We start from the raw sequence: 19,510 nt of genomic DNA on the forward strand, positions 1-19,510 counted from the left end.
ACCGACCGCGCCGGCTCCGGGCGGGCGCCGCGCCGACGGCGCCACAGCGGCCAGCCGGCGACGCACTGCCGCACCGCCAGGCCGACGCCGCTGAACAGCGCGACGAAGAGCACGATCCGGCCACCACGGCTCCAGGGCGCGGCGCTCTCGCTCAGGGTGGAGATCCGCTCCGGCAACACCAGCGCGTCGTTGCGCTCGGCCAGCTCGGCGATCGTGGTCGGGTCGAGGTTGGCCGGGTATTCGCCGTTCTCCGGCTCGGGGATCGGCTCGAGCGCCGTGGCGAGCGCCGCCTCGGCCCACACGCCCGGCTCGAGGGCCGCCCCGCCGGCGGCCTCGATGGCGTCCTGGTTGCTGTGCAGGGTGAGAAAGAAGAGCGTGTCGTCGATCTCCGGCACGGTGATCAGCGCGTCGGCGACCGAGGAGCCGGTGTCGACCACGTAGAGACCGGGCTCGCCGATGCGGCGTGCCAACGCGCGGGCGAGGTCCCGGCCGTCGTCGAGGCCACTGGACATGTCGGTGGGCCTGGGCACCAGGGCGACGTACGCCGGGAAGGGGAGTTGCGCGACCAGGGCGCTGATCCGGTCGTAGCTGCTCTGCGCCGCCCCGGAGCCCACAGCCCGGGACACGACCACGTGGTCGGCGCGCAGCGCGTCGGCGAGCGCGTCGACCGTGTCGGGTACGGGTGGCAGGTCCGAGGCTGGCTCAGTCCTTGATCTCGGCGATGACCGCGCCATTCGAGACGGTCTCGCCGACGGTGGCGGAGAGGCCGGTGACGGTGCCGGCCTTGTGGGCCTTGAGCGGCTGCTCCATCTTCATCGCCTCGAGGACCACGATGACGTCGCCCTCGGCGACCTGCTGGCCCTCCTCGACGGCGATCTTGACGATGGTGCCCTGCATCGGGGAGGTGACGGCGTCGCCGGAGGCGGCAGCGCCGGCCTTCTTGGCGGCCCGCTTCTTGGGCTTGGCGCCCGCTGCGGGAGCTCCAGCGGAGAGGCCACCCAATCCGGCGGGGATGACGACCTCGATCCGCTTGCCGCCGACCTCGACGACCACCGTCTGCCTCTCGCCGGTCTCCTCGGCCTCGCTCGCCCCCAGGTCCGACCCAGCCCCGCTGTACGGCTCGATGGTGTTGTCGAAGTCGGTCTCGATCCAGGTGGTGTAGACGTCGAACTTGGTGCCGTCGCCGACGAAGGCCGGGTCGGAGACGACCAGCTGGTGGAACGGGATCACGGTCGGCATCCCGTCGACCTTGAACTCGGCCAGCGCGCGGCGGGCGCGCTCCAGCGCCTGGGTCCGGTCGCGGCCGGTGACGATCAGCTTGGCGATCAGGGAGTCGAACGACCCGGGGATCGTCTCGCCCTTCTCGTAGCCGCCGTCGACGCGGACGCCCGGGCCCTGCGGCGGCGCCCACTCGGTCAGGGTGCCGGGGGCGGGGAAGAAGTTGCGGCCGCCGTCCTCGGCGTTGATGCGGAACTCGATGGAGTGGCCGCGGATCTCGGGGTCGTCGTACCCGAGCTCCTCGCCGGCGGCGATACGGAACATCTCGCGCACCAGGTCGATGCCGGTGACCTCCTCGGAGACACAGTGCTCGACCTGGAGCCGGGTGTTGACCTCGAGGAAGGAGATGGTGCCGTCCTTGGCGACCAGGAACTCGCAGGTGCCGGCGCCGACGTAGCCCGCCTCGCGCAGGATCGCCTTGGAGGACTCGTAGAGCCGCTGGCGCTGGTCGTCGGTGAGGAACGGCGCGGGCGCCTCCTCGACCAGCTTCTGGTGACGACGCTGCAGCGAGCAGTCGCGGGTGGAGACCACCACCACGTTGCCGTGGGAGTCGGCCAGGCACTGGGTCTCGACGTGGCGCGGCTTCTCCAGGAACTTCTCGACCAGGCACTCGCCGCGGCCGAAGGCGGTGACCGCCTCGCGGACCGCCGACTCGTAGAGCTCGGGGATCTCCTCCAGGGTGCGGGCCACCTTCAGGCCGCGCCCGCCGCCGCCGAAGACCGCCTTGATGGCGACCGGCAGTCCGTTGGCCTCGGCGAAGGCCACGATCTGCGAGGCGTCCTCGACCGGGTCCTTGGTGCCGGGGGCGAGCGGGGCGTTGGCCTGCTGTGCGATGTGCTTGGCCTTCGCCTTGTCGCCCAGCGCCTCGATGGCCGCCGGCGAGGGGCCGATCCAGGTCAGCCCGGCGTCGATGACCGCCTGGGCGAAGTCGGCGTTCTCGGCCAGGAAGCCGTAGCCGGGGTGCACGCTGTCGGCGCCGGAGCGGCGCGCGATGTCGATGATCTTCTCGATGCTGAGGTAGCTCTCGGCCGGAGTGGCGCCGCCCAGCGAGTAGGCCTCGTCGGCCAGTCGCACGTGCAGCGCGCCGGCGTCGGGCTCGGCGTAGACGGCGACGCTGCCGATGCCGGCGTCCTTGGCGGCGCGAATGACTCTGACGGCGATCTCGCCGCGATTCGCGATCAGGACCTTGGACAGCGGCTTGCTCAACTCGAACTCCTCCTCAGACTTGGCCGTCTGAGTCTAGGGGGTGACCTCCCCGGACTGCTGTGTGACTAACGTCATGAGGTTAATGAACGCTAACCTGGGTGTATGAGTGAGCGAAGCGAGGTCGCGCATGAGCTATGAGTTGTCATCTGAGCACGAGGAGTTCCGACGAGTGGTGCGGGACTTCGCCCGGGCCGAGGTCGTGCCATATGCCGCCCGCTGGGACCGAGAGCACCACTTCCCGGTGGAGGTGGTCGCGTCGATGGGCGAGCTCGGGCTCTTCGGGCTCACCGCCCCCGAGGAGTACGGCGGCGCCGGCGGCGACTTCACCTCGCTCTGCGTCGCCATCGAGGAGCTGGGTCGGGTAGACCAGTCCGTCGGCATCACCCTGGAGGCGGCGGTCGGTCTCGGGATCAACCCGATCCTGACCTACGGCACCACGGCACAGAAGGAGCGCTGGCTGCCGGACCTGGTCGCGGGCCGCGCGCTCGCGGGCTTCGGGCTCACCGAGCCCGGCGCCGGCTCCGACGCCTCGGCCACCCGCACTCGCGCCGAGCTGGTCGACGAGGAGTGGGTCATCGACGGCGCCAAGCAGTTCATCACCAACTCCGGCTCGTCGATCACCTCGGTCGTCACCGTCACCGCGCGCACCGGCACCCGGCCCGACGGCAGGCCGGAGATCAGCGCGATCATGGTGCCGGCCGGCACGCCGGGGTTCGTCGCTGAGACGCCGTACGACAAGCTCGGCTGGCACGCCTCGGACACCCACCCGCTCTCGTTCGTCGACGTACACGTGCCTGCCGACCATCTCTTGGGGGAGCGGGGCCGGGGCTATGCGCAGTTCCTCGCCACCCTCGACGACGGCCGGGTGGCGATCGCCGCGCTCGCGGTCGGCTGCGTGCAGGCCTGCCTCGACATGTGTGTGGAGTACGCCGGAGTGCGGCAGACCTTCGGCGGCCCGATCGGCCGCAAGCAGGGCGTCGCCTTCCAGATCGCCGACCTGGAGGTGATGGCCCGGGCGGGACGACTGCTGACCTACCAGGCCGCCGCGTTGAAAGACAGCCAGAGAAGTGGGCGGGGCGCGACGACTGCGGAGTTCAAGCAGGCCGCGGCGGTGGCCAAGCTCTACACCTCGGAGGCGGCGGTGAGCGCCACCCGGATCGCGACCCAGGTCTTCGGCGGCTACGGCTTCATGGAGGAGTACCCCGTCGCCCGGTTCTACCGCGATGCCAAGATCCTCGAGATCGGCGAGGGCACCTCGGAGGTGCAGCGGATGCTGATTGCCCGCGGTCTCGGCCTGCCGGTCGAGTGAGCGCGCCCCGGGATCGCGACCCTGGCCGCCTTCGTCATCTTCTTCCACCGCCCGCTGCGCCTGATGTCAGGGCACCCGCCGGAGGTCTACGACGACCCCGACGAGGCCTCGGAGTCGGTCAGGGTCTGACCCACAGCTCGTGCCACTGGTGGCCGAGCCGCCTGACCAGGTCCCGGAGCAGTGGCAGGCTGACCCCGACGACGTTGTGGTGATCGCCATCGACCCCGGTGACATAGGCCCCGCCCCGGCCGTCGATCGTGAACGCCCCGGCCACCTGCAGCGGCTCCCCGGTGGCGACATAGGCGTCGATCTCGGCGTCGTCGAGCTCCGCGAAGTGAACGGTCGTGTACGCCGCCTCGCTGACCTGCTCTCCCGTCGCGGTGTCGATCAGACAGTGGCCGGTGACCAGCGTTCCGCTCCGGCCGCGCATACTCCGCCACCGGCTGGTGGCCTCCTCAGCGGTGCCCGGCTTGCCCAGCGCACGCTGCTCGAACCCAGGGGAATCGAGCTCCAGCACCGAGTCGCAGCCCAGCACCAGCGCGGCCGCCGGCAGGTCGCCCCGGCGCGCCACGGCGCTCGCCTTGAGGACCGCCAACTGCGCGGCCAGCTCCGCCGGCCCCAGCCCGGCCAGCTGCTCCTCGTTCACCCCGCTGACGATCACCACCGGCTCGATCCCAGCCTCTCGCAGCGTCTTGAGCCGGGCGGGGGACTGGGAGGCCAGCACGAGCACCGTCATGGTCGCCAAGTATGCCAAGTACGCCGGAGGATCCGCCGGTCGAGTCGGGCATCTTCGCAACGGGAGATGTCGGCGGCTGAGCCTAGTGTCGAGTCATGGCTGCCCACCGCAAGTACACCTTGGAGATGCTGAGTGAGGCAGTCGCGCTCAACTACTCGATCGCCGGCGTCCTACGCCACCTTGGCCTCGCCCAGGCAGGTGGGACACATGCACACATCAGCCGGATGATCAAGAAGCTGGAGATCGACACGTCACACTTTCGGCCTCATGGCCAGAACGGCTCGCGCCGTAGGCGTCTTCGGCCTGAGCAGATCCTCGTACGACGTGTGCCAGGTTCGGGTCGAGAGAAGCCGCACATGCTCCGTAGGGCGCTCCTCGAGATCGGCAGGCCGTATCGCTGTGCCGAATGTGGTGTGGGTGATTCCTGGCAGGACCGCCCGCTGCGGTTGCATGTCGATCACGTCGACGGCGACTTCCACAACAACCTTGCCAGCAATCTGCGTTTCCTCTGCCCCAATTGCCATAGCCAGACGGCGAACTTCAGCGGGCTGAGTCGTGGCAGATATTCTGGCGCCTACACCCGGCTCCGGTCGCCCGTGTCGGTCTGAGCTCGACCTCTAGACTTGGACCGCTCAGCCGGAGTGGTGGAATGGCAGACACGCGGCACTTAGGATGCCGTGCCCAAGGGCGTGCGGGTTCAACTCCCGCCTCCGGCACGCAGCGAGAGTGGTCACTTCTGCCCCCGGATCGGCGAATCCGGCGGCAGAAGTGACCACTTGTCCGGGTTGCGGCGTCACGGCTCGTCGGGGAACACCCGACGCACCACCACCGAGATGTCCTTGTCGAGCACGTCGATCTTCGCGTTGAGCCGGGCCTCCATCGCCTGCATCTCGCCGCGCAGCGCACCGAGCTCACCGCGCACCTCTCCGCGCAGGCCGCCGAGCTCACCGAGCATCTCGCCGCGTAGGCCGCCGAGCTCGCCGAGCATCTCGGCACGCAGGCCGCCGACCTCGGCGCGCAGCACCCGCCCCGATCCGGGCCTGTGGAGAAGTGCTCAGCCGGTGATCGGGGCGAAGTGGCGGACCGTGGGCGACGGGTCGTAGAAGTGGTGGAGGAGCGCCTTCCACTCCTGATAGTCCGCCGACGAGCGGAAGCCCGGGTCGTGCGCCTCGAGCGACTCCCACTCCGCCTGCAGCAGGTACAGCGACGGCTCCTCCACGCACCGCGAGACCGAGGCCGAGAGGCAGCCGGGCTGGCGTCGGATGATGGGCAGCGCCGAGGCCAGGGCGGCCTCGAAGGCGGACTCCTGGCCGGGGGCGACGGGAAGCAGGGCGTGTTCCAGGATCATCAGATTCCCAAGTCCTTGCGAAGCTTGGCGACGTGGCCGGTCGCCTTGACGTTGTAGGCGGCGTACTCGATCTTGCCGTCCTCGGAGACCACGAAGGTGGACCGGATGACACCCTCGACGACCTTGCCGTAGAGCTTCTTCTCACCGAACGCGCCCCATCCGGTCAGCACCGACTTCGACGGGTCGGAGAGCAGCGTGATGGTCAGCGAGTCGCGCTCGCGGAACTTCGCCAGCTTCGCGGGGGAGTCCGGCGAGATGCCGACCACCTCGTAGCCCGACGCCTGCAGGGAGTCCAGTGAGTCGGTGAAGTCGCAGGCCTGCTTGGTGCAGCCGGGCGTCATCGCGGCGGGGTAGAAGTAGACGATCACCTTCTTCCCCGCGAAGTCCGAGAGCGACACCGACGCACCGGTGTCCGAGGTGAGCGTGAAGGCAGGGGCGGTGTCACCGATGCTCAGTTGATTTCCGGGGCGAGTCATGGTCCGAAACCTACTTGATAGCCTCACCTCCATGAGCGCAGCCGACCGTCAGTCCAGCCTGGAGCGCGAGATCGAGGAGACCCGCGAGCGCCTCGCCGGCACCATCGACCAGCTGCTCCACCGCTCGAGCCCCAAGACCATCGCGAACCGCCAGATCGCGGCCGTGAAGGCGACCTACGTCGACTCCGCGACCGGGCAGCCCCGGGTGGACAACATCCTCAAGACCGTCGGCGTGGTGGCGGGCGTCGTGACCGCGTTCGCGCTGCTCCGCAAGCTCGCCCGGTGACCAAGCAGGTGACTGGTGGAGTGACCGACAGCAGGACCCCCATCAAGATGCTCCACGACCGCATCCTGGTGGAGCTGGACACCGACGCCGGCGAGCGGCGCTCGGCCGGGGGCATCGTCATCCCGGCGACGGCTGCGCTGAGCGCCCGGCGGCTCTCCTGGTCCCGGGTCGTCGCGGTCGGTCCGCACGCCCGCACCGTCCAGGTCGGCGACCGGGTGCTCTTCGACGCCGACGACAAGGCCGAGGTCGAGGTCGCCGGCGAGGTCTACGTGCTGATGCGGGAGCGGGACGTGCACGCCGTCGCGGCCGACCGGGTGGCCGACGAGGCGACCGGCCTCTATCTCTAGACCGGCGACCCCAGCGGCTTGGCCAGGACGACGACATTGCTCTCGTAGAACGAGCCGTTCCAGTCGGTGCAGGTCACCAGCACCAGCCGGCCACGGCCACGGTCCTGCCCGAACAGCGCTCGCGACTCCTCGGCGAGCCGGGCCCGGCTCAGCACCTTCACCTGCTGCACGGCGTACCTCATCGTGCCGCGCTTGGTCCTCACGTCGACCAGGTCGCCGCGGGTCAGCCGGCCGAGCTCGTTCATGCTGGCGCCGCCGGTGTGCAGGGTGTGACCGGTGATCACGGTCTGCCCGTGCCGGGCACCCGGCTTGGCGCTGGTGTCCCACCAGCCGACCTGGTGGTAGTCGCGCGGCGGGTCGAGGGACTGGTCGGCGGCGAGCGCGATCGGCACCACCGGCGCGGTGACCTCGAGGGCCGGCAACGAGATCTGGTACGGCGTCGCGGGACTCAGCGTGCCGTACGCCGGTGCGGCCGCGCCGCCGGGCACGACGAGCGACCCGATCACCGCGCCGCCGGCCAGCACCCCGACGAGCAGCCGCAGCCCGGCGACGGCGGCGGTGAGGTAGCCCATCTCAGCGAAGGCCGCGACGGAAGCCCCACACCCCGGCGGCGACACCGGCCAGCACCAGCGCGGCCAGGCCGGTGAGCGCCAGCGGCGACGGGGCCGACTCCAGCGAGTCCGTGCCCGACCTCACCACGGTCGGCACCGCCTGACGTGGCGTGGTGTGGACGGCCGGCTGCGGTGCCGTCGACGTGGCCGCTGCGGCGACGCGGCCGAGCGGGCCGCACTTGGAGGTGCCGATGGTGAGGCTGAGCAGGTCGGCGTCGATGAACTGACGCGCGGCGGGGAGCAGGTGCAGGTCGAGTGCGGTGACCTCGATCGCGTCGGCCGACGGGGTGGTCTGCTTGTTGAGGACGATGTCGAGGACGTTGTCCTGCAGCGGCTCGAGCTGGGAGCCCAGCGTGTCGGTGACATTGGCCTTCACCTGGTCGAGCACCGTGTCGATGCCGAGGCCGAGCGGGCCGGTGAGCGCCGCCAGCGGTCCGTCGGAGCCGCCGAGCGCGGTGTCGAGCTGGGAGTCGATGCCGGCCTGCAGCGCGTCGATGACCTTGCTCAGGTCGGTGACGACATGGGTGTTGGGGGCCGGGTCGACCGGCAGCGAGACCAGGTCGACGCGGCCGACGCCGGGGACCTGGGCATAGATCGAGGAGTCGGCGATATTGGCGGAGCCTCGGGCACCGTCGGCGTCGGCGGTGCAGGCCGACTGGACGGCGCCGAGGTCGGCGTAGAGCCCGGGGTTGCCGAACGCGCCGAGCACCTCGGTGACGACGGGCGTGACGAGCCCGGAGAGCTGCTGGGCGATCTGGGTGTCGATGCCCTGGGTGATCGAGGCCGGCAGCAGTTGCACCTTGCTGAAGTCGACCTGGCCGGCGTCGAGGGTGATCGTCTGGCCGCCGGTCAGGCAGGAGGTGCCGCTGCCGACCTGGGCGAGCGTGGCGCCCTCGCCGGCGACGCCGGAGCAGGCTGCCGCGCTGCCCTGCCCGCCGGAGACGGTGGTGGCGGCGTCCTGCGCGAGGGTGCCCAGGTTGGCCAGGGTGGCGCCGTTGAGGACGGGCAGCGCGGGGGAGTTGCTGCCCGACGCGGTCTCGGCGGTGCCGTCGTTGGTCACCGTGTAGGAGCCGGTGTCGGCGCCCTGCCCGGCCACGCCGATCCTCAGAGCGGTGGCCGAGGCCTGGGCGACGGGGTCGGCGGCGAGTGCGGGCCCGGTGGCGACCATGACGAGCGCTGCGGCCGTGGCCGCGGCGCCGGTGCGGACGATGGTGCGGTGGTTCACAAGCTGCCTGGCCTTCCCGGCGTGATCACGGTCACTTCCTCAACGGGCCAGGAACGGTGGGGTTACGGATCAGCCCTCCGCGCTCGCGACCGCGAGGTTCCTCTCCGGCCAGCGGCCCGGCGGGACGGCGTACGTCACCACTCAAACATTTCCCAGAGAGGCGCCTCCGGTACGGCGGAGTTGCACGACAACGGGCCCCTGACTGCATCGCTGCAGATCAGGGGCCCTCGGTCGGTACGCCATGTAGGACTTGAACCTACAACCCGCTGATTAAGAGTCAGCTGCTCTGCCAATTGAGCTAATGGCGCATGTCTTGCGGCGAAGAAAGACATTACCAGCGCTGGCCGCCCGACATGAAATCAGCGCAGCTCCAGGACTGCCTGGGCGGCATTGTGGCCGCCCAGGCCGGACACCGCGCCGCCTCGGCGGGCACCGGAGCCGCAGATCAGTACACGCTCGGAGTCGGTCGCCACGCCCCAGCGGGTCGCCGGCGCCGTCAGGTCGGCGTGGGCGGGCGCCCACGGCCACTCCAGGTCGCCGTGGAAGATGTGGCCGCCGGGCATGGCGACCTCTGCCTCGATGTCCTGCGGCGACTTGATCTCCACGCAGGGCCGCCCCTCGGTGTCGCGGGCGATGACGGCCGAGAGCGGCTCGGCCAGGTGCTCGTCGAGCGAGGCGATCGCGCGCAGCGTCAGCTCGGCCTTCGACCGGGCGCCGTCGAAGAGCGTGGCGGGAGTGTGCAGGCCGAAGTAGGTCAGGGTGTGAGTCCCGGGCGGGACCTCGCCCAGGATCGAGGGGTCGGTCAGCGAGTGGCAGTAGACCTCGCCCGGCAGCCGGGCGGGGTAGCGGCCGGCGACCGCGGCGGCGTAGGCGGCGGCGAGGTCGGCATAGCCCTCGGACAGGTGCAGCGTGCCGGCGAAGGCCACCGCCGGGTCGACACCCGACTTCAGTCGGGGCAGCCGGGTGAGCAGGAAGTTGATCTTCAACTGCGAGCCGACCGGCTTGGTGTCCGGGTCCTCGCCCTCGCCGAGCAGGATCCGCAGCACCCACGGCGCCACGCCGGCCAGCACGAACCCGGCCTGGACGGTGTGGGTGCTCGATCCGTCGTGGTAGTCCACCTCGGCGCCGTCGGCCCATGGCCGGATCGCGCTCACCCCGGCGCGAGCGACGATCTCGGCGCCGGCCTCGACGGCGGCCCGGGTGAGCGCGTCGGTGACGGCGCCCATGCCGCCGACCGGGACTCGCCACTCGCCCGTGCCGTTCCCGATCAGGTGGTAGAGGAAGCAGCGGTTCTGGATCAGCGACGGGTCGTGGGTGCTGGCGAAGGTGCCGATCAGCGCGTCGGTGGCGACCACGCCACGGACCGTGTCGTCCTTGAACCGCCGCTCGATCGCCCGGCCGATGGGCTCCTCCACCAGGTCGCGCCAGATGCCCGGGTCGACCCGGGAACGGATCTCGGCGTCGGTGGGGAGCGGTTGGGTCAGCGTGGGCGCCAGGACCTCGGCGAACGCCGCCACCTCGCCGTAGAACGCCCGCCAGGCGTCGTGCTCCTCCTCGGAGCCGGTCAGCGCCCGGAAGCTCGCCGCCGTCGCCGGACCTTCGGGGCGCTCCACCAGCAGCCCGCCGGGCACGCCGTCGCGGATCACCGGCGTGTACGACGCGGTCGACCGGGACGCGAGCCTCAAGTCGAGTCCGAGGTCGGTGACGATCGAGTCCGGCAGCAGCGAGACGAGATAGGAGTAGCGCGAGAGCCGGGTCGGCACGCCGGTGAAGGCGGTCGTGGAGACCGCCGCGCCACCGACGTGGTCAAGCCGCTCCAGCACCGCGACGGAGAGCCCGGCCCGGGCCAGGTAGGCGGCCGCGGTCAGGCCGTTGTGGCCGCCGCCGACCACGACGACGTCGTACTCCCTCATGTGGCCACAGGCTACGGCTAATTCGCAGCTATCGCGGCACCTGGGCACGCACCTCGCGGCGTTGTGAGACATACCCGCCGGTCGGGGAGACCCACATCCGCGGAAGGGTGGGGAGCAGAAGCCCCGCCGAGCGGGGCTCGACGGGGCCACTGTGCTGGGGCGAGCGACGGGACTTGAACCCGCGACCACCTGGACCACAACCAGGTGCTCTACCAGCTGAGCTACGCCCGCCATGGGCCGGACAATGGTTGCCCGGACCGAGAGTGAATCATAGGGGAACGCGACTCACACCTGAGAATTGCCGGTCACGGAGCCGCCGTGTCGAGCGGCGATCTCGCGGGCGGTGTCGCTGTCCGGGCCTGGTGACGTCACGAAGACCGCCTCTCGGTAGTAGCGCAGCTCCTCGATCGACTCCTGGATGTCGGCCAAGGCCCGGTGGTTGCCGCGCTTGGCCGGGGCCTGGAAGTAGGCCCGGGGGAACCACCTCCGCGACAACTCCTTGATCGAGGAGACGTCGACGACCCGGTAGTGCAGGAAGCCCTCCAGCTCCTTCATGTCGCGAGCCAGGAAGGAGCGGTCGGTGCCGATGGTGTTGCCGGCCAGCGGCGGCCGGGCGTCGGCCGGACAGTGCGCTCTGATGTAGTCGAGCACGGTCTGCTCGGCCTCGGCGAGGCTGACCCCGCCGTCGAGCTCGGCCAGCAGCCCCGACTTGGTGTGCATGTCGCGCACGAAGTCGTCCATCTGGGCCAGTGCCGCGGCCGGCGGCTTGATGATGACGTCCACGCCCTCGCCGAGCACCTGCAGGTCGAAGTCGGTGACGAGCGCTGCCACCTCGACCAGGGCGTCGGCCTCCACGGAGAGCCCGGTCATCTCGCAGTCGATCCAGACGAGGCGGTCGTTCGCAGTCACGCCGGTCACCTTAACTTCTCAGCGCGGGTTCAGATGCCGGAACTACGGTAGGGGCCGTGAAGGAGTGGCTCGCGCTCGTCGCCAGACTGGTGACCGGCGGGGTGTGGATATGGGCCGGCGCGGCCAAGATCACCGACCCGGACGGCGCGGTGATGGCGGTGCGCGCCTACCAGTTGCTGCCCGGCCAGGTGGCCGAGACGGTCGGCTACGCGCTGCCGACGCTGGAGGTGGTGATCGGGGCGGCGCTGATCCTCGGCCTGCTCACCCGCGGCGCGGCGGTGGTGTCGGCACTGTTGTTCCTCGCTTTCATCATCGGCATCGCCTCGGCGTGGGCGCGGGGCCTGGAGATCGACTGCGGCTGCTTCGGCGGTGGCGGTTACGACCCGGACGCCGCGTCGAAGTACCCCTGGGAGATCGCCCGCGACACCGGACTGCTGCTGCTCTCGGGATTTATCGTCTGGGTCGGGAACTCCCGGCTGGGTCTGGACCGACTGTTGTTCCGCCGGACCCCGACCGAAGCAGGAGCGTAGATGTCCAAAGCGTCAGCCCAGGAGCGTGCCGAGCGTGCCGCCGCGGCACTGGCCGAGCAGCGGCGCCGCGAGCGGCGCCGCACCGTCGTCTCGGTGGTCGGCGTGGTGCTGGTGATGATCGCGATCGTGGCGGGCGGGGCGCTGCTCGGCAAGCTCAACCACAAGGACCCGGACCCGAGCGTCTCCAGCAACGGCAGCACCACCGGCACGGTGGGCGTGGCGATCGGCCCGGCCGACGCGCCGCACACGATCGTGATCTACGAGGACTTCATCTGCCCGTTCTGCGGTGAGCTCGAGAAGGCCAGCCACGAGAAGCTCCAGGAGCTGGCCGACGATGGCTTGGTGCGGGTGGAGTACCGCCCGTTCCAACTGCTCGACCTCGACTACTCGCCGCTGGCGCTGCAGGTCTTCGGCGCCGTCAGGTCGCTCGGCGACGACACCGTCACCAAGGAGTTCCACGACCTGCTCTACGCCGACCAGCCCAGCGAGAAGGGTCCCTACCCCAGCCAGGACGACATCATCGCCACGGCGGTCCAGGCCGGTGCCGACGAGTCGGCGGTCCGCGGCGCGCTCGATGCCGGCAAGGACTGGGCCGACACCGCGACCGCCGACGCGGCCGCGGCCGGCGTACAGTCCACGCCCACCGTGCTCCTCGACGGCTCGACCTTCACCGACTACCGCAGCGTGGACGACCTCGCCGACAACCTGATCTCGGCGGTCTCGTAGTCTCGGCTGCGTGCAGGTCGAGCGGGTCAGGCGATACGTCCTCTCCTCGCTGGTGTGCTCGGTGGTGCTGCTCCACGCGACGGCCGTGGCCGCGCTCGGCGCGACTGGAGGCACCGCGGGCGGGGCACGCCAGGGCCTGTTCGTGATGTCGGTGCTGTTCGGCCTGCTGGCGATCGTCGCGGTGCGGCTGATCAACCGGCGCCCGGTGCTGACGCCCTGGCTGGCGGTCGCGCTGGTCATCCCGACGGTGGTCTACTGGCTGATCCTGCGCGTCCTCGCGGCGTGACCGGTCAGACCACGGCGAAGCCGTCGACCTTGTAGGAGCCCTGGGTGAGGGTACGCAGCGTGAGCCTGCCGCGCACCGTCGACGGCAGCGACAGCACCCGCACACCGCCGCCGGCGCTGATCGTGCCGACCTGATGGCCGCCGACGATGACCGCCAGCGTGCCGTGGCCGTGCACGAGTACGCCGACCCGGGAGCCGGCGACCTTGCCGCCGCGCAGCGTGGCGCCCGGCTTGGTGGCCTTGACCGCGCTGCCGAGATAGGAGCCGCGCACCTTGCGCCACGACTTGTCGGCCCGCAGCTTGGTCTGGTCGGTGAACCGGGCGACGCAACGGTCCACCCACGCGGAGGTGTTGCCGACCTTGTCGGTGGCCCGGACCGAGACGCACCAGCGCTCGCCGGGGTCCAGCTCGAACGACATCTTGGTCTTCTTGGTGTGGCGCAGCTCCTTCGGCCGGGTCCAGTGGCCGAAGCCCTTGCCGGGCCTGGCGTGCCGCACCCGCACCTCGTAGTGGTCGATGCCGGAGGCGTCGGCGTGCCGCCAGCGGATCCTCGCCGACCGCTTCTTGGTGGCCAGGGCGGGTGCGGGTGCCGTCAACCGGGGCGCGGTCCCGTCCGGCGGCGACAGCTGCCAGAAGGTGTCCTGCACCGCGCTCTCGTCGACCTCGATGGTGACGCCGGCGTAGGTGCGGGTGACGCCGAGCGCGAACTGGTTGGCGCGCCGGCCCTCCCAGCCCGTCGCGGGGATCTGGAAGTCGGTATTGGCCTGGCCGCTGTCGGTGGCCTCCCAGATCACGTCGGGGGAGGGGTACGACGGGTCGGCGGCTGCCGCGGTCAGGTCGGTCATCGTCGAGGAGCGGGAGCCGTAGACGCCGGAGAGCCGACCGAGCCGGTGCAGCGTGGTCGTCCAGCCGGCGAGGAAGGCCTGTACCGCCTTCGTGCAGCTGGCGATGCCGCTGTCGTAGGCCTCCAGGTCGTAGACGACCGGCGCGGAGACCGGGATGCCGAGGTCGTAGACCGCCGCCGCGGCGTACGCCGCCGCATGGCTGCCCTGCGATCGGGCGACGGTGGCCTTCTTGCTCATCTTCAGGTTGATGTGGCCGCAGTTGGAGGGTGCCTGCAGCCCGACGTAGATCGGCAGCACCTGCCAGCCGCCGGCCCGCACCGCGGTGACCCAGTCGGCGGTCAGGTAGGTCTGCTCCTTGTCCCACCGGTTGTCGGTGCCGGCGGCGACAGGGACATAGACGCCGATCGCCGAATAGGGAGAGCTGGCCTGCCACTTCGCCATCGAGGCGAGGGTCGGCGCCGAGGCGGCGTCCATCATCAGATGGTGGCCCGGCGCGGGCGTCGGCGTGGCCGCGGCGTACGTCGGCGCGCAGAGCCCGGCGGCGAGCGCGGCAGCGAGTACGGCGGCGAGGCTTCCGAGACGTGACATGCTGCCCGACTCTAGGGCATGTCCGGTGGGCCGCCGGTCGATGCGGGCCGGGGACATCGAGGCCGCGCGAGCTCATACCCCGCGCGGCCTGGTCACCTTCCTAGTGCTTGACCGGGCCGTCGACGGGGAGGCGCGCCGCTGTCAGCCGCCGATCCCGGCGAGCGCGGCCAGCGCCTGCCGGACGGTCTCCGCCGGGCTCTCGTCGCCGGAGGTGAGCGCCCAGTGGAGGTAGCCGCTGAACGTGGTCGCGGTGACGGCGTTGCCGATCACCAGCGCGCGAAGTGGGTCCAGGCCGCGCTCGGCCAGGTAGTGGGTCGAGATGTCGGCCTGTTCGCTGAGCCGGCTCATCCCGAAGGCGACCAGCGTCGGAGTCCTGGCGATGATCCGCAGCCGGGCGCGGGTGATGTCGAGGATGGGGGTCGCGTCGGCGACCCTCGCCATCGCGCTCATCACCGCCTTGACGGGGTCCTCCTCGGCCGCCGCCGAGAGCGAGGCGGTCAGGACGTCGACGGAGTCGGCGAACCGGTCCCAGACCAGGTCTGCCTTCGTCGGGAAGTAGCGGAAGAGGCTGCGGCGGCTGATGCCGGACGCCTCGGCGATCTCGGCGGCGCTCACCGCCTCGTAGCCACGCGCCTCGAAGAGATCGAGCGCAACCCGCGCGACCTGCCCCTTGTCGATCTCGACTGGACGGCCGCGGCTGCGGGTCGAGGAGTGCGCGGAAGAGGGAGCCATGCGTTCGATTATCACAGCCGATTGACAGTGAGTGCCCTATGTCGGCCGAGTTCGTGATGGAGACCACAGCGGCGGGGCAGCCACGAGAGTGGCGTGCCCCGCCGCATGGATGACGCGACGAGCGGGTCGATTCAGCTGCTGAAGGTGTAGACGTCGGCGTACTTGCCCATGCCGCCGGACTTGACGTAGACGGTCTTGGTGGCCTTCAGCTTCGGGCCCTTCTTGCTGACCTTCTTGGTCTGCTTGGTGTACTTCTTCACCTTGAAGCAGTAGCGGCTCTTCTTGTCGGTCTTGTAGGAGTAGGCGAGCTTCCACTTCTTGCTCTTGCCCGCCTTGTAGTAGGTGGTGACGGGCTTGTTCTTGTACGGCGCCGAGAGCGGGCCGACCTGGAGGCAGGCCTTCTTCGAGTTGATCTCGATGTACTTCGTGCCCCGGGTGACGTTGACCGTCACCGGCGCCGACTCGGCCGCCTGGTAGGAGCTCTGGTAGCTGCTCGTGGCGGTGTAGCCGCTGTAGGTGACCTTGTATTCGGCGGACTCGGTGTTCTCCTCGTAGAAGTAGGTGCCCGCGTAGGTGCTGGTGCTGACGCTCACCCAGTCGGTGGAGCCGGCGTAGCGCTTGTAGACCGTGACGGTGCCCCGCAGCACGCTCGTGGCGGGGTTGGCCGCCTCGACGACGTCCACCGAGAACGAGGTGCTGGAGCCGTAGTCGGTGCTGGAGTATTCAGACGGCGTGACCACCACTGTCACCGCCTTCGGTGAGGCGGCGGCACCGGCGGTGCCGGCCAGGCCCATCGTGGAGCCGGCGGCGACCAGTGCCACAGCGGCCGTGGCGGCGAGCGAGCGAATGTGACGCAAGGGATCCCCCATGAGGTTAGGCGTTAGATGCCCAGTCCCCCTACCCGCTGGTGAGTCAGCTAAACGTCGAGATATTTGCTGGCGCCCTCGGCAGGAGTCGAACCCGCAACCAGCCGGGTAGAAACCGGATGCTCTATCCATTGAGCTACGAGGGCTGGGCCGGACCATTGTGACGTATCGCCGGGCCGGGTTGGTAAGCATGAGGCATGGCGAAGACGAGCGGGAAGCGGGTGGCGCTGGCGCTGGGGGCGGGCGGAGCCCGGGGCTACGCCCATCTGGGCGCCGTACGCGAGATTCGGGAGCGGGGCCACGAGGTCGTCTCGGTGGCGGGCACCTCGATGGGTGCCCTGGTCGGTGGACTGGTCGCGGCGGGCAAGGAGGAGGACTTCGCCACCTGGGCGTCCGGGCTGCGGCAGCGTGACGTGATCCGGCTGCTCGACCCCAAGTGGCGCGCCGGCGGAGCGTTCAATGCCGAGGGTGTGGTGGAGGAGCTCGAGAGTCTGCTGGGGGAGCAGCTCATCGAGGAGTTGCCGATCCCGTTCACCGCGGTGGCGACCGACCTGGAGTCGCACCGCGAGGTGTGGTTCCAGCGGGGGCCGTTGGTCAAGGCGATCCGCGCCTCCATCGGCATCCCCGGCGTCTTCGTCCCGGTGATGTGGAACGGCCGGGTCTTGGTCGACGGCGGGCTGCTCAACCCGCTGCCGATGGACCCGACGGCGGCAGCGCCCGCGGACTTCACCGTGGCCGTCTCGCTGCAGGGCCGGCGGGTGCAGCGCGAGACGCACGCCCCGGTGGTGGAGGACTCCGCCGACGTGACCGCCGACGAGAGCGGCTCGACGGTGTTCCGCCGGCTGCGCGACAAGCTGGGGGTCGGCGGCGAGGCAACCACCCCGAAGGCCGAGGAGAGCAGGCCACAGCCCGACCTGCGCATCGCCGACGTCATGACCCTGTCCTGGGACGCGATGCAGGAGATGATCGCCCGCTACCGGCTGGCCGGAAACCCACCCGACGTGCTCGTGACGGTCCCCGTCGACGCGGCCCGCACCCTCGACTTCCACCGGGCGAGGGAGGTCATCGAGCTCGGTCGCGAGCTGACCGCCAAGGCGCTCGACGACGCCGGGCTCTAGTGCGGTGGATCGGAGTCACCGGCTGACTCGGATCCACCGCACTAGCGCAGCTCGGCGACGTGGGACCAGGACCGGCGGCCGGTGCGGGCCAGTCGCTCCCAGTTGATGCCGGCCGCCAGCAGTACGGCGCCGGCCAGGATCACCAGCCAGGTCGGTGGGACGTGACGGAGATAGGGACCGATGCCGAGCACCACCATGGTCACGCCCAGCACCGCGCCGAGCACGAACGGCGCCTGCCACCGCCGCCAGGCGCCGAGGACCACCAGCGCCAGACAGGCGAGGCCGACCAGCAGCCCACGCACCGTGTAGGGGTCGCGCAGCGTCAGCACGAACGAGGGCACCAGACCGAGCATCAGCCCGGGACCGATCGTCGGGAGGCTCCGGCGGCCGGGCGCGCGCCACATCGTCCAGGCCCCGAAGGCCAGCACCACCGCGGCGAGTGGCAGCGTGTAGGCCTCGGGCACGTCGACATCGGTCTCGTGCAGCCGCACCCACAGTGCCACCAGGCCGAGCGCCGAGCCCAGCGCGGCGATCCAGCGGTCGCGCTCGTGGATCGCGACCACCGCCGTGGCGGCAGCGAGGACGGTCAGGTCGACGGCCAGCCAGGACTCGGTCGTCGCGCCCCAGCCGACCAGCAGACCGCCGACCACCAGCGCGCCGCCGTACCCGAGCCATCGCTCCCGGCCGAGGATCGCCCGAGCCCAGCCCAGCACGACGCCACTGACGGTGAAGGTCAGCATCCCGGCCAGCGACACCGTGCCCACCCACGGTCGGTCGAGGCCGGCCAGGTCCGCGCCGATCGCCAGCGTGACCGTCGGCGGCACCGCGCCGGCCAGCGCCGCGACGAGGGCGGGTACGCCGGACCCGAGCCGGAGCACGAGGACGACCACCACCGTCCACAGCACCGCCACGACCAGCCCCCGGGCCGAGGCACCGTCGTAGAGCGCCACCGCGGTCGAGGGGACCAGGCCGACGGCGACGCCGGGGCCGTAGGCCGTCAGGAAGGCCAGCCGGTCGCGGCGCAACTGCCAGTCGCCGTACAGCAGCACCATTAGCCCCGCCGCCACGGCATAGGTCTCCGGCGGTTGTCCGACCGGGCTGCCGAGGCCGAGCCAGCTGACGGCGTACACCACCGTGACGCCGAGCGCGACGACCGGTGCTCGCTCGCGGAGCGCGACCAGGCAGGCGGCCGCCGCGACCAGCGTGATCAGCGCTCCGGCCTCGTCGGCGGTCCGCGCCCAGGCGGCCAGGCCGGTCAGCGCGGCCACGATCGTCGCGGCGTAGCAGGTCCAGCGGGTGCGGGCGTCGTCGACCGCCCGTCGGGCCCAGGCCGGCGCGGTGAGGCCCGAGACGAGCGTCGCCGCGACGGTGAGGACGCCGCCCCAACGACTGCTCAGGCCCAGCCAGGAGGCCAGCGAGCCGGCGGCCGTCGCGACCAGCGTCGCCGTCAGCAGCGCCGCCACCAGCGCCTCGCCCGAGCGGCCCCGGCGCAGCAGCAGCACCGCCACCGTCGCGGCCACGGCGGCCACCACCGTGGCCGTCGCCGGGTCGTAGCTCGCTACGACCCCCGTCGCCGCGGCGGCCCCGACGGCGAGCAGCCAGTGGCCGGGCAGCCGCCAGGCGGCGGCCACCTCCAGCAGCGCGATCACCCCGAGCGCCACCACGACGAGCAGCAGACGATCGGTGTAGCCGAGCAGCAGCGGTGCCAGCGCACCGATCGCCACGGCGACGATCGACGGCGTCGGGAGCACCCGGCGGACCCGGTCGAGCACCTGCCAGGCCGCCAGGGTGGCGAGGATCGCGACCACCGCCAGCGGTACGACGGCGGGAGCCAGGTCGGGCCGCAGGTCGCCGACCAGATAGCGAGCGTCCCAGCCGCCAGTGCCGCTCCGGGCGTCGGCGAGCGCCTCGGCCACCCGGGCGGCCAGGCCCAGCAGCCACAGCGTCCCGATCCCCGTGGCGAGGCCGGCCGTGGTCAGCGCCACCCAGCGGGCGATCCCGGTCCCGACGACCGAGCGCGACAGCACCGCGCCGATCGCCGCCAGCCCGGCGGCCAGGGCCAGCACCAGCGAGCCCGCCGCCACGCTGCCCAGCGCCCAGGCCGTCGCGGCCAGGCCGAGCAGCCAGGCGGCGACCACCCCGGCGGCGACCCGGACGCCGCCGGGGAGCGCGGCGA

At 71.1% G+C, this 19,510-nt stretch carries 22 protein-coding genes and 4 tRNA genes; 9 read left to right on the forward strand and 17 right to left on the reverse strand.

Features of this window, described 5'->3' with window-relative positions:
• Together QM595_RS16365 and QM595_RS16370 are read right to left on the reverse strand one after the other, a co-directional pair.
• On the reverse strand, positions 1-734 hold a 734-nt coding region (locus QM595_RS16365; protein WP_415172646.1), incomplete at its 3' end, for a hypothetical protein.
• Positions 703-2,472, reverse strand: coding sequence for an acetyl/propionyl/methylcrotonyl-CoA carboxylase subunit alpha (locus QM595_RS16370; RefSeq protein ID WP_415172666.1), 1,770 nt, complete (start codon positions 2,470-2,472; stop codon positions 703-705). The genes QM595_RS16370 and QM595_RS16365, both read right to left, overlap by 32 nt.
• A gap of 139 nt (positions 2,473-2,611) precedes the next feature.
• Here QM595_RS16370 and QM595_RS16375 point away from each other — a divergent pair, with 139 nt between their 5' ends.
• Positions 2,612-3,793, forward strand: coding sequence for an acyl-CoA dehydrogenase family protein (locus tag QM595_RS16375; RefSeq protein ID WP_415172647.1), 1,182 nt, complete (start codon positions 2,612-2,614; stop codon positions 3,791-3,793).
• Positions 3,794-3,911: 118 nt separating this feature from the next.
• Here QM595_RS16375 and QM595_RS16380 read toward each other — a convergent pair whose 3' ends face one another.
• Positions 3,912-4,529, reverse strand: a complete 618-nt coding sequence (locus QM595_RS16380; RefSeq protein WP_415172648.1) for a Maf family protein — start codon at positions 4,527-4,529, stop codon at positions 3,912-3,914.
• 95 nt (positions 4,530-4,624) lie between these two features.
• Here QM595_RS16380 and QM595_RS16385 point away from each other — a divergent pair, with 95 nt between their 5' ends.
• Positions 4,625-5,137, forward strand: coding sequence for an HNH endonuclease signature motif containing protein (locus QM595_RS16385; RefSeq protein WP_415172649.1), 513 nt, complete (start codon positions 4,625-4,627; stop codon positions 5,135-5,137).
• Positions 5,138-5,164: 27 nt separating this feature from the next.
• Positions 5,165-5,245 (forward strand) — tRNA-Leu (locus QM595_RS16390).
• Positions 5,246-5,322: 77 nt separating this feature from the next.
• Here QM595_RS16390 and QM595_RS16395 read toward each other — a convergent pair.
• From QM595_RS16395 to bcp, 3 genes are read right to left on the reverse strand one after another with little or no spacing between them, the layout of a single operon-like run.
• Positions 5,323-5,553, reverse strand: a complete 231-nt coding sequence (locus QM595_RS16395; protein WP_415172650.1) for a hypothetical protein — start codon at positions 5,551-5,553, stop codon at positions 5,323-5,325.
• A gap of 30 nt (positions 5,554-5,583) precedes the next feature.
• Positions 5,584-5,877: an antibiotic biosynthesis monooxygenase family protein gene (locus QM595_RS16400; protein WP_415172651.1), complete on the reverse strand. Its 294-nt coding sequence runs from the start codon at positions 5,875-5,877 to the stop codon at positions 5,584-5,586.
• Positions 5,877-6,353: a thioredoxin-dependent thiol peroxidase gene (gene bcp / locus QM595_RS16405; RefSeq protein ID WP_415172652.1), complete on the reverse strand. Its 477-nt coding sequence runs from the start codon at positions 6,351-6,353 to the stop codon at positions 5,877-5,879. The genes QM595_RS16400 and bcp overlap by 1 nt, the downstream gene beginning before the upstream one ends.
• A gap of 31 nt (positions 6,354-6,384) precedes the next feature.
• Here bcp and QM595_RS16410 point away from each other — a divergent pair, with 31 nt between their 5' ends.
• Together QM595_RS16410 and QM595_RS16415 are read left to right on the forward strand one after the other, a co-directional pair.
• Positions 6,385-6,639 (forward strand): DUF3618 domain-containing protein, encoded by a 255-nt coding sequence (locus tag QM595_RS16410; RefSeq protein WP_415172653.1) that lies wholly within the window; start codon positions 6,385-6,387, stop codon positions 6,637-6,639.
• A gap of 47 nt (positions 6,640-6,686) precedes the next feature.
• Positions 6,687-6,986, forward strand: coding sequence for a GroES family chaperonin (locus tag QM595_RS16415; RefSeq protein WP_415172667.1), 300 nt, complete (start codon positions 6,687-6,689; stop codon positions 6,984-6,986).
• Here the strand turns inward: QM595_RS16415 and QM595_RS16420 are convergent.
• The 6 genes from QM595_RS16420 to orn all read right to left on the reverse strand — a co-directional run bounded on the left by QM595_RS16420 (position 6,983) and on the right by orn (position 11,644).
• Entirely contained in the window at positions 6,983-7,558 is a 576-nt protein-coding gene (locus QM595_RS16420; protein ID WP_415172654.1) for a class F sortase, read from the reverse strand. The genes QM595_RS16415 and QM595_RS16420 overlap by 4 nt on opposite strands.
• Before the next feature lies 1 nt (position 7,559).
• Positions 7,560-8,822, reverse strand: a complete 1,263-nt coding sequence (locus QM595_RS16425) for a hypothetical protein (RefSeq protein WP_415172655.1) — start codon at positions 8,820-8,822, stop codon at positions 7,560-7,562.
• Positions 8,823-9,057: 235 nt separating this feature from the next.
• A tRNA-Lys gene (locus tag QM595_RS16430) sits at positions 9,058-9,130 on the reverse strand.
• Between the two features lie 51 nt (positions 9,131-9,181).
• Positions 9,182-10,735, reverse strand: coding sequence for a phytoene desaturase family protein (locus QM595_RS16435; RefSeq protein ID WP_415172656.1), 1,554 nt, complete (start codon positions 10,733-10,735; stop codon positions 9,182-9,184).
• A 155-nt stretch (positions 10,736-10,890) separates the two neighbouring features.
• Positions 10,891-10,966 (reverse strand) — tRNA-His (locus QM595_RS16440).
• Positions 10,967-11,020: 54 nt separating this feature from the next.
• A complete protein-coding gene (gene orn / locus QM595_RS16445; RefSeq protein ID WP_415172657.1) occupies positions 11,021-11,644 on the reverse strand; it encodes an oligoribonuclease in 624 nt (207 codons plus the stop codon).
• A 56-nt stretch (positions 11,645-11,700) separates the two neighbouring features.
• Here orn and QM595_RS16450 point away from each other — a divergent pair, with 56 nt between their 5' ends.
• From QM595_RS16450 to QM595_RS16460, 3 genes are read left to right on the forward strand one after another with little or no spacing between them, the layout of a single operon-like run.
• The gene (locus tag QM595_RS16450; protein WP_415172658.1) at positions 11,701-12,174 is read left to right on the forward strand and encodes a MauE/DoxX family redox-associated membrane protein; all 474 of its coding nucleotides are present in this window, start codon (positions 11,701-11,703) and stop codon (positions 12,172-12,174) included.
• Complete coding sequence (locus QM595_RS16455; protein ID WP_415172659.1) at positions 12,175-12,900, forward strand: DsbA family protein; 726 nt, start codon at positions 12,175-12,177, stop codon at positions 12,898-12,900.
• Between the two features lie 10 nt (positions 12,901-12,910).
• Positions 12,911-13,186 (forward strand): transcriptional regulator, encoded by a 276-nt coding sequence (locus tag QM595_RS16460; protein WP_415172660.1) that lies wholly within the window; start codon positions 12,911-12,913, stop codon positions 13,184-13,186.
• A 4-nt stretch (positions 13,187-13,190) separates the two neighbouring features.
• On the opposite strand, the gene QM595_RS16465 is transcribed toward QM595_RS16460, so the two are convergent.
• The 4 genes from QM595_RS16465 to QM595_RS16480 all read right to left on the reverse strand — a co-directional run bounded on the left by QM595_RS16465 (position 13,191) and on the right by QM595_RS16480 (position 16,362).
• Positions 13,191-14,618 carry a glycoside hydrolase domain-containing protein gene (locus QM595_RS16465; RefSeq protein ID WP_415172661.1) on the reverse strand — a complete coding sequence of 476 codons (1,428 nt, stop codon included), beginning with the start codon at positions 14,616-14,618 and terminating at the stop codon, positions 13,191-13,193.
• 141 nt (positions 14,619-14,759) lie between these two features.
• Complete coding sequence (locus QM595_RS16470; RefSeq protein ID WP_415172662.1) at positions 14,760-15,350, reverse strand: TetR/AcrR family transcriptional regulator; 591 nt, start codon at positions 15,348-15,350, stop codon at positions 14,760-14,762.
• Positions 15,351-15,481: 131 nt separating this feature from the next.
• Positions 15,482-16,219, reverse strand: a complete 738-nt coding sequence (locus QM595_RS16475) for a hypothetical protein (RefSeq protein WP_415172663.1) — start codon at positions 16,217-16,219, stop codon at positions 15,482-15,484.
• 67 nt (positions 16,220-16,286) lie between these two features.
• Positions 16,287-16,362 (reverse strand) — tRNA-Arg (locus QM595_RS16480).
• Positions 16,363-16,413: 51 nt separating this feature from the next.
• Between QM595_RS16480 and QM595_RS16485 the strand changes: the two genes are divergently transcribed.
• A complete protein-coding gene (locus QM595_RS16485; RefSeq protein WP_415172664.1) occupies positions 16,414-17,334 on the forward strand; it encodes a patatin-like phospholipase family protein in 921 nt (306 codons plus the stop codon).
• Positions 17,335-17,375: 41 nt separating this feature from the next.
• On the opposite strand, the gene QM595_RS16490 is transcribed toward QM595_RS16485, so the two are convergent.
• Positions 17,376-19,510: SCO7613 C-terminal domain-containing membrane protein (locus QM595_RS16490; protein ID WP_415172665.1), on the reverse strand; the 2,135-nt coding region annotated here is incomplete at its 5' end.

This window comes from Nocardioides sp. (assembly GCF_047607185.1).
GTDB lineage: Bacteria > Actinomycetota > Actinomycetes > Propionibacteriales > Nocardioidaceae > Nocardioides.

Coding starts and splice junctions, on each gene's coding strand:
- QM595_RS16420 (WP_415172654.1), bottom strand. CDS start 7,558: ATGGGCTACCTCACCGCCGCCGTCGCCGGGCTGCGGCTGCTCGTCGGG.
- QM595_RS16485 (WP_415172664.1), top strand. CDS start 16,414: ATGGCGAAGACGAGCGGGAAGCGGGTGGCGCTGGCGCTGGGGGCGGGC.
- QM595_RS16435 (WP_415172656.1), bottom strand. CDS start 10,735: ATGAGGGAGTACGACGTCGTCGTGGTCGGCGGCGGCCACAACGGCCTG.
- QM595_RS16475 (WP_415172663.1), bottom strand. CDS start 16,219: ATGGGGGATCCCTTGCGTCACATTCGCTCGCTCGCCGCCACGGCCGCT.
- QM595_RS16455 (WP_415172659.1), top strand. CDS start 12,175: ATGTCCAAAGCGTCAGCCCAGGAGCGTGCCGAGCGTGCCGCCGCGGCA.
- QM595_RS16410 (WP_415172653.1), top strand. CDS start 6,385: ATGAGCGCAGCCGACCGTCAGTCCAGCCTGGAGCGCGAGATCGAGGAG.
- QM595_RS16415 (WP_415172667.1), top strand. CDS start 6,687: ATGCTCCACGACCGCATCCTGGTGGAGCTGGACACCGACGCCGGCGAG.
- QM595_RS16470 (WP_415172662.1), bottom strand. CDS start 15,350: ATGGCTCCCTCTTCCGCGCACTCCTCGACCCGCAGCCGCGGCCGTCCA.
- QM595_RS16465 (WP_415172661.1), bottom strand. CDS start 14,618: ATGTCACGTCTCGGAAGCCTCGCCGCCGTACTCGCTGCCGCGCTCGCC.
- QM595_RS16380 (WP_415172648.1), bottom strand. CDS start 4,529: ATGACGGTGCTCGTGCTGGCCTCCCAGTCCCCCGCCCGGCTCAAGACG.
- bcp (WP_415172652.1), bottom strand. CDS start 6,353: ATGACTCGCCCCGGAAATCAACTGAGCATCGGTGACACCGCCCCTGCC.
- QM595_RS16375 (WP_415172647.1), top strand. CDS start 2,612: ATGAGCTATGAGTTGTCATCTGAGCACGAGGAGTTCCGACGAGTGGTG.
- QM595_RS16400 (WP_415172651.1), bottom strand. CDS start 5,877: ATGATCCTGGAACACGCCCTGCTTCCCGTCGCCCCCGGCCAGGAGTCC.
- QM595_RS16385 (WP_415172649.1), top strand. CDS start 4,625: ATGGCTGCCCACCGCAAGTACACCTTGGAGATGCTGAGTGAGGCAGTC.